15 protein-coding genes and 1 pseudogene are annotated in these 12848 nt (G+C 58.3%); 6 read left to right on the top strand and 10 right to left on the bottom strand.

Going from position 1 to position 12848, the window contains the following annotated elements; all coding sequences use genetic code 11:
* Nucleotide 1: 1 nt before the first annotated feature.
* Nucleotides 2–646: a hypothetical protein gene (locus PZN02_RS31820; RefSeq protein WP_280663505.1), complete on the bottom strand. Its 645-nt coding sequence runs from the start codon at nt 644–646 to the stop codon at nt 2–4.
* Nucleotides 647–1146: 500 nt separating this feature from the next.
* Nucleotides 1147–1491, bottom strand: coding sequence for a WGR domain-containing protein (locus tag PZN02_RS31825; RefSeq protein ID WP_342394743.1), 345 nt, complete (start codon nt 1489–1491; stop codon nt 1147–1149).
* Between the two features lie 368 nt (nt 1492–1859).
* Here PZN02_RS31825 and PZN02_RS31830 point away from each other — a divergent pair, with 368 nt between their 5' ends.
* The 3 genes and pseudogenes from PZN02_RS31830 to PZN02_RS31840 form a co-directional block, all read left to right on the top strand.
* Nucleotides 1860–2453: a DUF6088 family protein gene (locus PZN02_RS31830; RefSeq protein ID WP_280663506.1), complete on the top strand. Its 594-nt coding sequence runs from the start codon at nt 1860–1862 to the stop codon at nt 2451–2453.
* Entirely contained in the window at nt 2446–3483 is a 1038-nt protein-coding gene (locus PZN02_RS31835) for a nucleotidyl transferase AbiEii/AbiGii toxin family protein (RefSeq protein ID WP_280663507.1), read from the top strand. Before PZN02_RS31830 ends, PZN02_RS31835 begins: the two co-directional genes overlap by 8 nt.
* A gap of 63 nt (nt 3484–3546) precedes the next feature.
* Nucleotides 3547–3785: pseudogene (locus tag PZN02_RS31840) on the top strand (restriction endonuclease); the annotation flags it as partial.
* A gap of 991 nt (nt 3786–4776) precedes the next feature.
* Here PZN02_RS31840 and PZN02_RS31855 read toward each other — a convergent pair.
* The 7 genes from PZN02_RS31855 to icmT all read right to left on the bottom strand — a co-directional run bounded on the left by PZN02_RS31855 (nt 4777) and on the right by icmT (nt 7418).
* Nucleotides 4777–4977 (bottom strand): hypothetical protein, encoded by a 201-nt coding sequence (locus PZN02_RS31855; RefSeq protein WP_280663508.1) that lies wholly within the window; start codon nt 4975–4977, stop codon nt 4777–4779.
* A gap of 74 nt (nt 4978–5051) precedes the next feature.
* A complete protein-coding gene (locus PZN02_RS31860) occupies nt 5052–5300 on the bottom strand; it encodes a hypothetical protein (RefSeq protein WP_280663509.1) in 249 nt (82 codons plus the stop codon).
* 439 nt (nt 5301–5739) lie between these two features.
* Nucleotides 5740–5892: a hypothetical protein gene (locus PZN02_RS31865; RefSeq protein WP_280663510.1), complete on the bottom strand. Its 153-nt coding sequence runs from the start codon at nt 5890–5892 to the stop codon at nt 5740–5742.
* A 110-nt stretch (nt 5893–6002) separates the two neighbouring features.
* The gene (locus PZN02_RS31870) at nt 6003–6431 is read right to left on the bottom strand and encodes a hypothetical protein (protein WP_280663511.1); all 429 of its coding nucleotides are present in this window, start codon (nt 6429–6431) and stop codon (nt 6003–6005) included.
* Nucleotides 6428–6682: a hypothetical protein gene (locus tag PZN02_RS31875; protein WP_280663512.1), complete on the bottom strand. Its 255-nt coding sequence runs from the start codon at nt 6680–6682 to the stop codon at nt 6428–6430. Before PZN02_RS31875 ends, PZN02_RS31870 begins: the two co-directional genes overlap by 4 nt.
* A complete protein-coding gene (locus PZN02_RS31880) occupies nt 6637–7086 on the bottom strand; it encodes a ParA family protein (RefSeq protein ID WP_342394744.1) in 450 nt (149 codons plus the stop codon). The genes PZN02_RS31875 and PZN02_RS31880 overlap by 46 nt, the downstream gene beginning before the upstream one ends.
* Nucleotides 7068–7418: an IcmT/TraK family protein gene (gene icmT, locus PZN02_RS31885; protein ID WP_280663513.1), complete on the bottom strand. Its 351-nt coding sequence runs from the start codon at nt 7416–7418 to the stop codon at nt 7068–7070. The genes PZN02_RS31880 and icmT overlap by 19 nt, the downstream gene beginning before the upstream one ends.
* 820 nt (nt 7419–8238) lie before the next feature.
* Here icmT and PZN02_RS31890 point away from each other — a divergent pair.
* Together PZN02_RS31890 and PZN02_RS31895 are read left to right on the top strand one after the other, a co-directional pair.
* Complete coding sequence (locus PZN02_RS31890; protein WP_280663514.1) at nt 8239–9366, top strand: glycerophosphodiester phosphodiesterase family protein; 1128 nt, start codon at nt 8239–8241, stop codon at nt 9364–9366.
* A gap of 29 nt (nt 9367–9395) precedes the next feature.
* Complete coding sequence (locus PZN02_RS31895; protein WP_425336378.1) at nt 9396–10466, top strand: hypothetical protein; 1071 nt, start codon at nt 9396–9398, stop codon at nt 10464–10466.
* A gap of 85 nt (nt 10467–10551) precedes the next feature.
* Here PZN02_RS31895 and PZN02_RS31900 read toward each other — a convergent pair whose 3' ends face one another.
* On the bottom strand, nt 10552–11709 hold the full coding sequence (locus PZN02_RS31900; RefSeq protein WP_280663515.1) for an ROK family transcriptional regulator: 1158 nt from the start codon (nt 11707–11709) through the stop codon (nt 10552–10554).
* A 125-nt stretch (nt 11710–11834) separates the two neighbouring features.
* Here PZN02_RS31900 and PZN02_RS31905 point away from each other — a divergent pair, with 125 nt between their 5' ends.
* A complete protein-coding gene (locus PZN02_RS31905; RefSeq protein ID WP_280663516.1) occupies nt 11835–12836 on the top strand; it encodes an extracellular solute-binding protein in 1002 nt (333 codons plus the stop codon).
* The last annotated feature ends 12 nt before the right edge of the window (nt 12837–12848 follow it).

The raw sequence follows: 12848 nt of genomic DNA on the forward strand, positions 1-12848 counted from the left end.
GTTACGGCGCATCGTCAGGGCCCTCGTCCACGTTGCTTCGCGCTCTAGGCTTGAATGCGTTTTTGTTCGACTCAGCGAGCGCGTTATGGAGCTGCGCCGCGTCTATCGACGCGAAAGTTTCACCATTTCGCTTCATGCCTTTGTTGTAGTCGGAGTGGCTCATGTCACCGACGGCCTTCGCTCGAATGCACTCCTCATCCAAGCGGTTCTTGGTCGTATCGATCCAATCGAGCACAGTGCTCGCAAGTGCCGAACTCAACGCATCGCGCTCCGTTTGGCCCTCTCGAAGGTTACAGAGCATATTCGCCTTCAGGGGCTCGGAGAGGCACGAGCCTTTGTGGTTATCGAAGATCGCTTCGGTCGACGCTAAACAATCGAGATCTAGCTGATCCCGCGAAACCTTTTCGTTGAGTTCCGAAAATAGGCGGTGGAACGCGTTCACATCGGCGCCCTGCAGCATGCTGTGGCACGCCTGCTTGACGCGGTCGTCGTTTGAAACGGCATCGCTGACAAGATCTTGCCCGTACCTCTTCCAGCTGCTCGACAATGGTGCATTTCTGAACGGCCCGTCAGTCATCATTGCCCCCTTATGTTCGAATAGATAGAAGCAAAAGCTGACAAAGTCAATAAATAGCAAAAGAAACATGACATTGCCGATCGCGCGAGCGGTTGGCACGGTGGCAGGCAGCCGCCGAGTATTTTCGGTTTCGTGCGGGGGAGTGATTTTAAAGCTGTGACTCGGCCGCTAACCCGCTATCTGCGATGGCGTCGGATTCGGGGAGAAATCTGCGGGATCGCGCGGCGGAAAGGCGGCAATCAGGCGGCCTCGCTTTCGCTCATGCACCCAAGTGTTAGATGTAGAACACTAGATCAACGGCCGAAGCTCCTGCACTATCACCCGAGGCTTGGTATCGTCGCTCATATTCCAGACAGCAGAACAAGGAGAGCTTCTCTCAAGCCCACTACCGCCTGCTTGGAATGCCGGACGTTGCCGTTGAAGGCACATCCCGCATCACGATGCACCAGGTCGTTCGGCTGATGTAGGCTGACCAGCTCTCCCCCACGGACAGTCTTTTCCGATTTGAAGGTTACAACCCTGAAAACCTGAGGGTATCCGGATTGATGGAACTGCAGAAAGGTTCTCATTCAATTCCTGCTATAAGCCGGCGACCGCAAGATGAATGCGGGTTTTTTCTGCAGGCATTCGATCCGTGATGTGATGCCGGGCATGGTCTGACACTCAACGAACCGCCCTCGCCCGGTATCCTCGTTGTCTTTTTTTCCGCGTGAGCTTGAGGAAGAGCTCGACTGCGTCCGCTCCATAGCAAAGTGATGGGCCTTGCTCTGACCGCGGCTGCCAATTCGTCCCCAACGCCTGGTCAGGCACGTTTCCCCAAATAGGGTGCTCGATATCTCCAGCGCGTAAAAGCGCGCCATGTTCTTCGAGGCGTAACTCCGTTCGACGTAAAGATGGTAAGGCTGCGAGACCATAGCCCGCACATTCGAAGATCTGGCCTTGATCGTCCAACGACATTTGTGAATCGTTTGCAGAGGATCGATTCACGTGCTTGATGTGTTGCGGACGTCGCGCTGGCCCGGCCAGCCCGGAGCGGCTTTTCGGCCACTGAAGAACAAGGCCGAATGCGGCCACCTTCCAGTTCAGCCCTCTCCGCCGGAGTGGCGCGCGAACCGGCGCGCATGCCACAGTACCGAGTGCATGAACGACGAGCTCAAACAATTTCGTAGCAGCTCGAGATCGCTTTGCCTGCTAGCTTGCGCTGACAGTCTTGAATGTCAGAAAAAGATACACTATTTTCTGACGCATGACTAACGTTGCGACATCGGTACCGGATAAGATCATGAGGCGCGCCCGCGCTGGCGGACGCGGTGGCGTTTTCACGCCCAGTGATTTCCTGGACATCGCCGCACGGGCGGCAGTCGACCAGGCACTCTCGCGGCTAGTCAAAGGTGGCAAGCTCCGGCGCTTGGCGCGAGGCCTTTACGACTTCCCCAAGGTCCATCCGCAGTTGGGTCCGCTTTCGCCAACCCCCGACGACGTCGCACAGGCATTGGCGCGGGAGACTGGATCCCACGTACAGATTGCGGGTGCGCGGGCAGCGAACGCGCTCGGTCTTTCAACACAAGTTCCGGCAAAGAGCGTCTATCTGACCGATGGGCCCTCTCGCCGTGTCGTGTTGGGCAAGCGCGTGGTCGATCTGCGTCACGCCTCGCCCAAGCATCTGATAGCTCCGGGCAGCGCGGCTGGCACAGTCGTTCAGGCCCTCCGTCACGTGGGGGCGGTTCGTGCCCGCGACGTTGCTCGGATCGCGGCGCCTCGTCTGTCGGCCAGCGACAAGAAGATACTCGCATCCACTGCGGTCCAAGCGCCTGCCTGGATGCGGCCGACGCTTGTTTCGATCGCGAACGCAGCGTCGGGTGAGATCGATGGATAAGGTCGCTCTTCTTTCAGCCGGCGACCGGGCGGCCCTGTTTGGCGAAACGGGGGCTGGCCGAGGAGTCGCCAATACGATCATCGAAAAGGACTTCTGGGTCTGCTGGACATTGATGCGGCTTTTCGGACTGCAGCAGAAAGATGCGGCTACCCCTGTCTTCAAGGGTGGCACCTCCCTCTCCAAGGCGTTTGGCGCCATCCGCCGGTTTTCCGAAGATATCGATCTCTCTTTCGACCGAGCGGATCTCGGCTACACCGGTGACCGCGATCCCGAAAAAGAAGGCATCAGCAAGAAACAGGCGAACAAACTCATCGAAGCCCTTGTGAGCGATGTCGAGCAGCATATTGCCGAGAAGCTGTTTCCGGCTCTTCGATCAGCGATCGCCGAGCAACTCGGCGAGCCGACCAAAGGCGAGTGGTCGCTAGAAATCGATGCCGCTGACGCGCAGACGGTGAACTTCCACTATCCCGCCGCGCTCCCCGCAGCCGAATACGAGAGCATGGGGTACATCACCCCACGGGTGAAACTCGAACTTGGCGCCCGCGGAGACCCCTGGCCGACAGAGAAACGGGTGATCCGGCCCTATGCGGCGGACGACTATCCTGGCTTCTTCGAGGAACCCGATACCACCGTCGTCGTCCTCTCCGCCCGCCGCACCTTCTGGGAGAAGGCGACGGCATTGCATGCGGAGGCCAATCGCCCTGCCGACTCTCCGACCCCACAATATTTTTCGCGGCACTATTATGATCTCGCCATGCTGATTGCCACGGATGAAGGCAAAGCAGCCGAAGCCGATTTCGAGCTTCTTGCGCAGGTCGCCAAGCACAAGGCCACGTTCTTCCGTTCCGGCTGGGCCAGTTACGACACCGCTTGTCCCGGCACGCTCCGGCTGTTGCCGGGCGAGCACCGGATCAAGGATCTCCGCGCTGACTACAGGGCGATGGCCCCCATGATGTTCGATGACAGGCCGCCATCGTTCGACGAGATACTTGCGACAATCGCGGCGCTCGAAGAAACAACGAACAAATAGTACAAGGCGATCCGCTGGGGAGGAAAGGCCATTAGCTCACTACGACCCATCGACCTGCGCCTGATCGACGACCTCGTCGACTTCGTTCGAGGGCGTGGTTACGTCCTGGAGTTTTCGGATGCGAGTTTCTCGGAATTCTTCGCATCTGAGCTGGACGTCGACATTGACGATCCGATCTATCCCGAGCACGGCGGCTCGAAAGGCAAACGGTCGCTGCTTCCCAGAAGGTCGACGACGCCAAGGCGACGCGAACCCTTCAAGCCCTGTGGGAATATCGTGCCGAATATCTGGCCCGCACCGGCAAGTAACCTTTTGTCGAGCCTTCATCTCGATGATTGGCAGCGAAAGCAAAAGCTCGGGTGTTGCATACCGCGCCGATTGAGCGAGAGCGCGTAGATGCTAGTTGTCGCGGTGATGAAGAGTCGATGTTTTGCGCGCCCTCCGAAGCAGAGATTCGTGACGAGTTCCGGAACAAAATTTTGCCCATCAGGCGCAATACAAATGTGCCGAGGACCATAGGTTCGCCATCGCGATCTGTGCGAAAGCGTCGGCGCAGCCGGAGTTGATGGCATGAAATACCTCTCCGCCAGGCAATTTTCCCTTCGAGCCTATGTCAAAGACACAAATATGTTGCGGCTCGGAGCCAAACATTCGTCCGGTATCAGCCACATAAAGGCGGGTCTCATCGGGGCTGAAGGCCAACCGTTCGGGCACTGCAGCTCTGTAACATCGCTTCATTGCATCCTCAGGGTCAACGCGGTAAAAGCGACGAGGTAGCTCCTGCTCGCCGCGATTGCAGCGGCGAATAGAGCCTCGGCGGTTTTCGTTTACGCCAATTGGCGCGGCGGGGAGCAACCGGCGGGAACGGTGGCCTTCATCCTCTGAAGCGTTGGAGCCGGTTGCGGCGATGGTCCCGGCATAGGCTGCCGGGGTCCGGCATCCGAGCGACGAATGCGGCCGGAAGTTCGAGCTTAGCGTTCTGAGCCACCTCTACCAACTGGACTTGAATTTCAGGAACCCAGGCATCCCGCCAAGGTCGCGGGGAGCCGGTTGAACCTGCAGCTAGGACGCGATGCCAAGAGCAGACACTAAAGAACGCCAGGAGCCGCCGTCTTCTATTTCCAAATTCAGAGACGACGGTCTGCTTCCTTATTTGCAATTCGGGAAGTATCGCACCGTACGCCATTTCGTGCTGTTTTGTCGATTGCTGTGAAGTGCACATCAGGCTGCCGCCAGATCCGTTGCGAGCATGGAGCCATCAAGGCAAGTGCGTCCGCCCGCGTTCCGAGGTCGTCAATGCTTGCTGTCGGACAGTGGAATGCCCCTTAGGTGAGCGAAAATGGCGAACCAGAACCGGTAGTCGGCCTCTCGACGATCGGTATACGCATCAAGCGCGCAATACGCCACGGCAGTCGTCGCGTCCTTTCCATAGAGCTCAATTGCAACCTCTATCGCCCTCTCTGGATCGAAATTGCCTGCAAAGACGCTTTTCATTTGATCACGCTCTCATGGCGCCTCGAGCTCTGACGTGCGCGTGCCTCGCTCCGGGTCTTCACAATATCCGTTCCTTAGCTGGTTTGGCGCATGAAACGCATTCCCTCATCGGTCCAAGAGATGGACGTATGGCTTCCCGCGAGCGGGCCACCGAGGAGAACCCGGCTGGTGATCTCCACCAGGCGATGATCGAGAAGAACGCGGAGCCTGCGCCACGGAAGATCGATTTCTTCGCCGCGTGCGATCAGAGCCATGTCCTCTTGCGCCTGCTCAGTCGCGTCCGTTGTCATCGCCGGCAGTTCTCTGATTGTGGTGGAATCCATCGCTACTGTACCTCGGTTTCTTCGGGAACCGCGCGGCCGGGCTTCCTACCCAGTCCGCCAGCGGCGAATTGCGTTGGCAAAGTCAGGCCCGGCGCTAAAGCCCCAAGCTGCGCCGACCACCGTAAAGATGGACACGCCTGCGACACCACCGAAGATGCCACCGACTATCCCCGTCCCTGCGCCGATCAAGAAACCAACCAGCGCCCCTCCGATAGTCCCTGCAATCCTTGCCTTCATGACTTCTCCCCCCTGCTCTCTTGCCTGTGCCAGCTTTGTCATCCTTCTGCTTTCCGCCGCTTTCGTTCGACTGTCCTTCGACCCTCCTCACTAGCCCGACGCTCGGAGGAATTGGACGGCGGAACCCGCAAAGGATTGCCGGGGCGAGCAGAGGGGAAAAGATAAGGGCGAGCGGAAAGATGAGGCAATAGCCTGTCCTAGATCAGATGAAGGGTTTTCGCATCCATGCGGCCAAGATGGTTGTGATTTGGCCGGTGAACAGCGCCGCAAAGCAGAGCATGGCGATCGCGATCGGCGTGATGAGCGATCGGCCGAAATGACCTTGAATGCGAACAAAGAACAGCGTCGCGGCCATAAGGAGCTCGGCGAGCGCAGCGCGCCGGGCATAGATTCGCCGCGAAAGCGGGGGCGATATCAGAGCGCGGTACAGCGTTTGTCATCCCTCCCCTGCCCTTGACGCCGCCATCACCGCTTGGCGGCGACTTGCGCGGCTGCGCGAGCGCGCGGGTCGATACCTTCATCGAGCTCCTTTTGCAGCGCGCCAAGAGCAAGTTCGATGACTTCGGCGATCGCGGAGCATTCGAGCCGATCGGCATAGTCGTAGATCATGTTGTTGGTCTCGACCTTGAGCTTTACGGCGAATGGCGTATTGCGATTGGTGGTGCTTGCGGCCGCGCCGGCGAGGCTCGCCCTCGCCTTCTGTCTCGGCCGGCGCGTTTGCTGGCGCAGGTTTGGCAACCGCTGGCGCCTTGCGCGCAGCCGGTTCGGGTGCATGGCGGGTCTTGAAGCCGTTATTTTCGGCGACCTTTTCGACGGCTGCCTTTGTTTGCGGATCGACCTTCTTGGGCCTGGCTTGAACTCATCGAGGTCGATGGTCAGACGCGCCTTGGTCATTGGCGCAGCTCCTTCAACAGTGCGATGACTTCGGCGACGAACGTGGCGGCGTTTGCCCGGGCGTTTTCCAGGCTTGGAACCTGATCGTCCGCGAGCTTTCCGAGCGTCTCACCGAAGTTGAACGCCCCGCGTTCGACGATGCGCGCTCCGAGGAACTGGATGCCGGCTTCTTCGAACTGCGTGCCGATATCGCGGGCGCTTCGCGTCACATAGGCCGCGGGAACGCGCGACCAGAAGACGCGGGCGGGCATTTCCTTGCCGCTGCTCCTGCCTTGGCGGACGATGAATTTGAGGGTCTTGGCGGCCTCGTCGGCATCGAGCTTGACGGTTGCGGCGGGATCAGAATGAGATCGCTGGACGTGATCGCGTAGCCTGTGGATAGGTTCGCCGATCCTTCGAGATCCACGATCACGAAGCTGTTTTTTGCCGACTGCTCCCCGATCGTCTCGATGATGTTTTCCTCCGTAACGTCACCGATGATGGACATTGATGGCGGGATGTTGGCGTCCTTGGCCCACTTCATAAGCGGCTGATTGGGGTCTGCGTCTATCAGGCAGACAGAGGCGCCCTGCTCGGCAAGAACGATTCCCAGGATCAGCGTACCGGTCGTTTTGCCGGCGCCGCCTTTAGGGGTCATCATCGAAACGACTGCCATTCAATCAGCTTTCGTATGCAATGGATTATCGGTTGGGATTCCATCCCGAAGGCGCGCCGTTGGTAGAAGGCCGGCCGTCGGACGCCTGCGATGGTGGCCCGTACGGTCCTCAATGCGCCCGGCAGGCGATATCCGGCTCGTTCGGCTAGCCAGAAAACGCCAATGGCCGCAAGCAGCAAGAGGGCAGTCCAGACCGCCAGATGAACGGTCAGCAGCAGGAAGAAGAACACCAACCGGGCATCAAAGATCATAAGGCGCGGCCCACGCATGGATTCGCGCCAATGGTTCCTCTTCTTGAAGCGGTTGCCTTCGTCTGCTTCTGGCTCGGTCATCGGTTTGCGGGCCTTGCAGCGCTGGAACGCCCTGCATGAACAGGACGCCGATCGTGTAGCCGCTTCCGAGTTTCACGAGCGGCCCGCGGGGGGCATATCTCGATCTCGCTGGCGAGTTGGTCGCCGACACGACCGGCGCCGGCATAGAGGGCATCCTTTAGCTCTGCCTCCGATTGACGACGGTGGTGATGTTCATGCTCCCAAGGCGAGCTCAACGTCAATGTCGCTTGGCATTGGCTGATCTACGACAAATGTTGGACATGCGACACAACCACTTCGATCGATCGCGTTGTATCGATTAAGAGTTTTCCTTTGGCGCGAATATTGCATTGGGTCATTCGCAGACGCGTCACGCCAACGATGATCGCGCGGAGATGTCGAAATGTTTCAGCACAATGCTCTCTACCGGAGCCTAGGTCCGGTCGTCCTACAGGCGGACGATCCAAATGTAGAAGAAGGAAGAGGCCGTACCCGCCAAGGATAGTCGAGCCGAAGCTGCACGGGCGCTTTGCGGGGGTTGTCCTCGCACGGACGCCAATTCCGCAATCGTCCAACCCGGCCAGGGGCGCTGACGGCGGATGCGCAAAACTAGGACCGTTCGCCAGCACCTGAGCTGTTGCCGGTCCCGATTCGCCCTGAACGTACAGGCGAGCGTTAAAGCGCCGCTTGTTACAGCAGCGCCAGCGTCGAGTCGTCCTCGCCTTAGTTCAATCCCGTCACCCAAACAGGTATGATTATGCGTAGAAAACTTGTTATCATCAGTTCACAATGTTCTTCGCGTTTCGGTTGTCTTCTAGGCATCGTGTTCTGGAAATTGCATATGCGTGCGTCACTTATTTATACTTCCATTTTTGCCTTGTGTTGCTCATCCTATGCCGGGGCAGAGGCGGTACTTCCAGTGAAGCCTTCACCATATCTCGTCGGTGCCATCACGAGAAACATGTTTAGATTGCCAAAACCCGACCAGGACTTGGTTCTACTATCCGCCCATCGCGGATCTTGGGAGGTCTATCCCGAGAATTCAGCCTACGCCCTGCAAGATGCCTGGAATTCACAGATCGAGAGCGTGGAGGTGGATGTCCGCTTTACCGCCGACAAAGAAGTCATTCTATCTCACGATTACAGGATTGAGCGGGAATCCACTGGACGCGGCTTGTTGTACAATCAGAACTATTCGCAAGTACAGCAGGCCAATCTACGCGACCGTCATGGGCGCGTGTTCAAGGACTCGCAAGGGCGCTTGGCCAAGTTCCTGACGTTTTCCGCGGCGCTTGATCTGCTCGCCGGATATGTCACCGATGATGGGCATGGTTATGTGATGATCGTCGACGTGAAAGGGGCGGTGGACGATCAGGATCCCACTGATCCTATCGAACTCACGCAACGCTGCCTTGACATCCTCGCGGCCAAGCAAAATCCGCAGCTCAGCAAGGCTGTGGTATTCAAGCTGAAAGCGAAGGATGCGGTGGATATTGGAACGTTTCTGAACCGGACCACCTACGATCCCAGTATCATCGGCGGGTTGATCATAGTTGAAAACCCGGACGACAAGGACGTTGAGGATTCAAGCCATGATCCTCACCAGGACACGATCTACGATCAGTGGAATGTGGCGCCGTTCCCCGTTCAGTTCGAAATGAACCAATTCTACAAAGGTGACGGTCTTCAGGCGTATTTTGACTATGCCGATCAAAAGCAGGGGTTCGCCACCTATCATGAAAGCAACTACTATCCGGAGGGCGTAGCTAACAGCGCTGGGAAATGCTGCTTCGGGCACAACACCGATCCCACATCGACCGCTCCAGGAGGCATTGTGCCGGACTATCGCGGAGATCCGGAAATGGCGATCGTCAACCGTACCAATCTGATCACCACTGACTGGCCCGACGTGGTTGGCGAAATGCTGCGCGAGTTAGGGCGCCGCAATACCAGCGAACTGACCCGCTAAAGCAAACCTGCGCTTCAAAGGATCGTCCCATGAAAATTGCAAAAATAATGTCCCTGCCATTCTTTATAACAGTGTATCTCTTTGCTGGCGCAAGCCACGCCGGGTCATGCGCCAATCATGCTGACTGCCTTAAAAGCGCGTCGGCGAAGGTGTCTCAGACACTCACCCCCAAGGTCGTGCCCGTTTTCGGCGATTACCCAAAGCTGTATATACACGACTCTGCGGCAGAGGCGGATTATCCGGTGCCTGATGGTACCAAGCAGGCATTTGACTTCTATACCAATAAGACGTCTTTTAACTTTCCACCTAGCTCGTCAATCGAGACCAGGCAGATCGCATCGATCAGCCCGACCACTGGCTTCACAGTCCTTTTGGTCGAAAAGACCCGCGATAATACCGCTCCCAATGGCGGTAGTGCATTATCGCTGTTGAGTTCCAATGCCAATGACGCTTACTTGTCATTCGCTTTGGGAGCCAAGCCTAGTCCGAGTGGGCAAAAGTGGTCTGTTGTGAAAAGCTTGCTTCAAAGCAAGATGGCGCAATCAGCTTATTGGCAGAAGCCGTGGGATATGAAACTCCTGGGACCAACAGGCGACTTCTCCGGAACCGAGTGGATCTATTATACCTTCAGTCCAGACGGCAAGGTTCGCATCGACCGTTTTGCGCCGTATACTTATCTTCTGGCGTTTACCGCCTACCAGTGGGATGAGGCAGTGCTCGACAGTGGCTTTCCGCATTTTCCCTTCAATTCTGGTACGCCGACAGACCGGCCGAGGTCCGTCATTTTCGGATCGGTCGGGCCATGGCTTATTGGCGCTGCCAATGTGCCCGGGCAAACGTCGTCGATGCTCGAGCCGATAGAGGCGTTGCCCGGCTTTGAGGGAGTGACGATATTCTCGGCTCCACTGTCGATGAAAGAAGTCGTAGCTTATCAGAAGTCTCTGAAGGGAAGTAATTTTCTCGACGTCAGTATGCTGCCCTGCAACAGCGGCCAGTATCTTTCCCACCAGATTAGAACTCCCTGCGGTACGGCTGGTCCTGGCAATCCTCCGTCGAACGTAAGCTCTGTCGCTCAGGATGGCAACAGCACCAACAAATAAGATGGGCGGACGAGAGCTATGATCTGCCGGGAAGGACAACATCCGCGACGGTATTCTTGCTGATGCCGAAAATTGCCTATAGCACTTATCGCCGCCGCCCGTTGATGTGGGTGCTGCCGCCGTCGGAGACAGCCCCGGAGAAGAATGTAGCGAACAGTGGTATGCAGGCGGCACCGATTGCGCCGGCCTGGACGCCGAGCCGTGACGCGACGACCGGCGCCACCGGCAGTCCACGCGACGGTCCTTCCATCGGTTCAGCGAGGATAGCGGCGGCCAGCCGCTCGTTCAGATCCAACGGAAGGCGACCACCGATGACAATCAGCGCAGGGTCGAAAAATCCCGTCGCAACGCGGACAGCTTGGCGCAATTGCGCGGCCGCACGCTTGACCCAAGCGTCAAGATCCGGCCGGGCATCGTCAGGCAATCCCGGGATCCCATCGAAATCAGTGACAGGAAATCCCGCTCGGGAAAGGCATGCGAGCAAATCCTGTCCGGAGGGACGCGGCAGGTCGTAGGGGTAGAGAACGCCCGGCAGGCAAGCATTCCCGTGTGCGCCCCTATAGAGTCGGCCATCGATGATTACGCCGCCGCCGACACCGTGGCCGATATGAATGAAGAGGAGCGGGTCGTCGGCTTCGCCTCCGCGCCCGAATACATACTCGCCGAGAGCGGCCGCCGCGCCATCGTTTTCGACGTAGCAGGGGATGTCGAACGAGCCACGAAATGCCTCGAGAGCCCCAGTGTCTTCGAACGCCGGGAAAAACGGATGCGCCTTAAGGAGGTGCGATACTGTACCGAAATTCCCCGGCACCGAGAAGCCGATACCCACCAGCCGGCTTTGGTCGATCGACAGATCGGCGACCATCGATTGAACCGCTGCCTGAGCGCCCGTGGCCACGCCTGACGCTGTCGCGGCGTCGACGCTGAGCGAGCTCGACGCCAGCACTGAGCCCGCTAGGTTCACGACGGCGACCTCCATGCGCGACAGCGAAAAGGTCACGCCCGCAGCGATGAAGCGGTCGGCCCGCAGCCGTAACAGCCGGCGAGGCTGGCCTTGTGCACCAGTGCGTTCGGGTTCCTCCGACAAAAGCCCCATCTCAATCAGGCCGGCCGTCAGACGCGTGACCGACGCGCCGGCCATGCCGGAGCGCTGGGCCAGATCCACCCGTGCGATCTCGCCTCCCGTGAAGATCATCTCGATCAGTCGTCGCTCGTTGAGAGAAAGGGTTGGGATAGACATCATCGGTTCGATTCCAAGGCGACTTCGAAAGCCTTATTGCAAAGCGCATTAAATTGCGCAATGTAATTAACCCGTCACAAAGCCATCGTAAGAAGCGGCATCGCAATTTCCGTTTGGGAGAACGTCTCATGAAATCCACGCGCTTTTTGGCACCTGCGGCCCTCGCACTCGTCATGACCGGATCGGCTTTGGCGGAGAGCCTGACCGTCTATTCGCCGCAGGGTGAGGAGCGCGGAGTCTGGATCGCCGAGCAGGCGAAAGCCGGCGGCCACGACATCAAGCTTTTGAACGCAGGCGGCGGTGAGTTGTTCGACCGATTGATCGCCGAGAAGAACAATCCCCAGGCCGACGTCGTGTTGGGCATCGTCGACTCCTCGATGGCCTTGCTGAAGAAGGAGGGGGTGTTCCAAGCCTACTCGCCATCGTGGGCGGCGGATTTGCCGGCTCAGTACAAGGACAAGGAAGGCATCGTTCACAAATTCTGGCAGACACCGATCGTGCTCTCCTATGATCCCGCCAAGCTGCCCGACGCACAGGCGCCGAAGGGTTGGCTCGACCTCACCAGGGATGAGTACAAGGGCAAATATGTGATCGGTAGCACTGCCTGGCAGACCACGCGCGTCTACCTCGCCGGGATCCTCGCGCGCTTCGTCGACGGTAATGGCGAAGTCACCCAGGAAGGCTGGGACTTCATGGGCAAGCTTTTTGCCAATGCCACCGTAGTCAGTGATGGGGACGCGCGGCTCGAAGCCTTTAAGGCTGGCGGCGCGTCGATCAGTCCTGATTGGTTTGGTGGGGTCGCCAAGATGAGCAAGGATCTCGGCGCGAACTTCAAGATCATCGATACCGAAGACGGCACGCCGGTTATCGCCGAAGGCATTGCGATCATGGCTGACACCGATCAGATCGATCAGGCGAAGGCGTTTGTCGACTGGTGGGGATCGCCGGAAGTGATGGCGGCTTATGCGGAGAAGTTCGGCCAGACGCCTGCGCATCCTGCGGCGCTTGCCAAGTCGCCGGCCAAGGTTCAGGAGAATGCCAAGCTGGTGAAGGCGCAGCCGCTCGACTGGGATGAGATCGCGCCGAAACTGGACGGCTGGCTGCAGAAGATTGAGCTTGAGATTCGCTAAAGCGCGGCTGGC

The organism is Sinorhizobium garamanticum, from assembly GCF_029892065.1.
Lineage (GTDB): Bacteria > Pseudomonadota > Alphaproteobacteria > Rhizobiales > Rhizobiaceae > Sinorhizobium > Sinorhizobium garamanticum.

What these genes read in the sequence shown, in the direction of transcription:
- PZN02_RS31875 (WP_280663512.1), bottom strand. Translation starts at nt 6,682, where the DNA reads ATGCCCGCCCGCGTCTTCTGGTCGCGCGTTCCCGCGGCCTATGTGACG.
- PZN02_RS31835 (WP_280663507.1), top strand. Translation starts at nt 2,446, where the DNA reads ATGGATAAGGTCGCTCTTCTTTCAGCCGGCGACCGGGCGGCCCTGTTT.
- PZN02_RS31830 (WP_280663506.1), top strand. Translation starts at nt 1,860, where the DNA reads ATGAGGCGCGCCCGCGCTGGCGGACGCGGTGGCGTTTTCACGCCCAGT.
- PZN02_RS31855 (WP_280663508.1), bottom strand. Translation starts at nt 4,977, where the DNA reads ATGAAAAGCGTCTTTGCAGGCAATTTCGATCCAGAGAGGGCGATAGAG.
- PZN02_RS31900 (WP_280663515.1), bottom strand. Translation starts at nt 11,709, where the DNA reads ATGATGTCTATCCCAACCCTTTCTCTCAACGAGCGACGACTGATCGAG.
- icmT (WP_280663513.1), bottom strand. Translation starts at nt 7,418, where the DNA reads ATGACCGAGCCAGAAGCAGACGAAGGCAACCGCTTCAAGAAGAGGAAC.
- PZN02_RS31890 (WP_280663514.1), top strand. Translation starts at nt 8,239, where the DNA reads ATGCGTGCGTCACTTATTTATACTTCCATTTTTGCCTTGTGTTGCTCA.
- PZN02_RS31825 (WP_342394743.1), bottom strand. Translation starts at nt 1,491, where the DNA reads ATGGTCTCGCAGCCTTACCATCTTTACGTCGAACGGAGTTACGCCTCG.
- PZN02_RS31895 (WP_425336378.1), top strand. Translation starts at nt 9,396, where the DNA reads ATGAAAATTGCAAAAATAATGTCCCTGCCATTCTTTATAACAGTGTAT.
- PZN02_RS31870 (WP_280663511.1), bottom strand. Translation starts at nt 6,431, where the DNA reads ATGACCAAGGCGCGTCTGACCATCGACCTCGATGAGTTCAAGCCAGGC.
- PZN02_RS31860 (WP_280663509.1), bottom strand. Translation starts at nt 5,300, where the DNA reads ATGGATTCCACCACAATCAGAGAACTGCCGGCGATGACAACGGACGCG.
- PZN02_RS31880 (WP_342394744.1), bottom strand. Translation starts at nt 7,086, where the DNA reads ATGGCAGTCGTTTCGATGATGACCCCTAAAGGCGGCGCCGGCAAAACG.
- PZN02_RS31820 (WP_280663505.1), bottom strand. Translation starts at nt 646, where the DNA reads ATGTTTCTTTTGCTATTTATTGACTTTGTCAGCTTTTGCTTCTATCTA.
- PZN02_RS31905 (WP_280663516.1), top strand. Translation starts at nt 11,835, where the DNA reads ATGAAATCCACGCGCTTTTTGGCACCTGCGGCCCTCGCACTCGTCATG.
- PZN02_RS31865 (WP_280663510.1), bottom strand. Translation starts at nt 5,892, where the DNA reads ATGGCCGCGACGCTGTTCTTTGTTCGCATTCAAGGTCATTTCGGCCGA.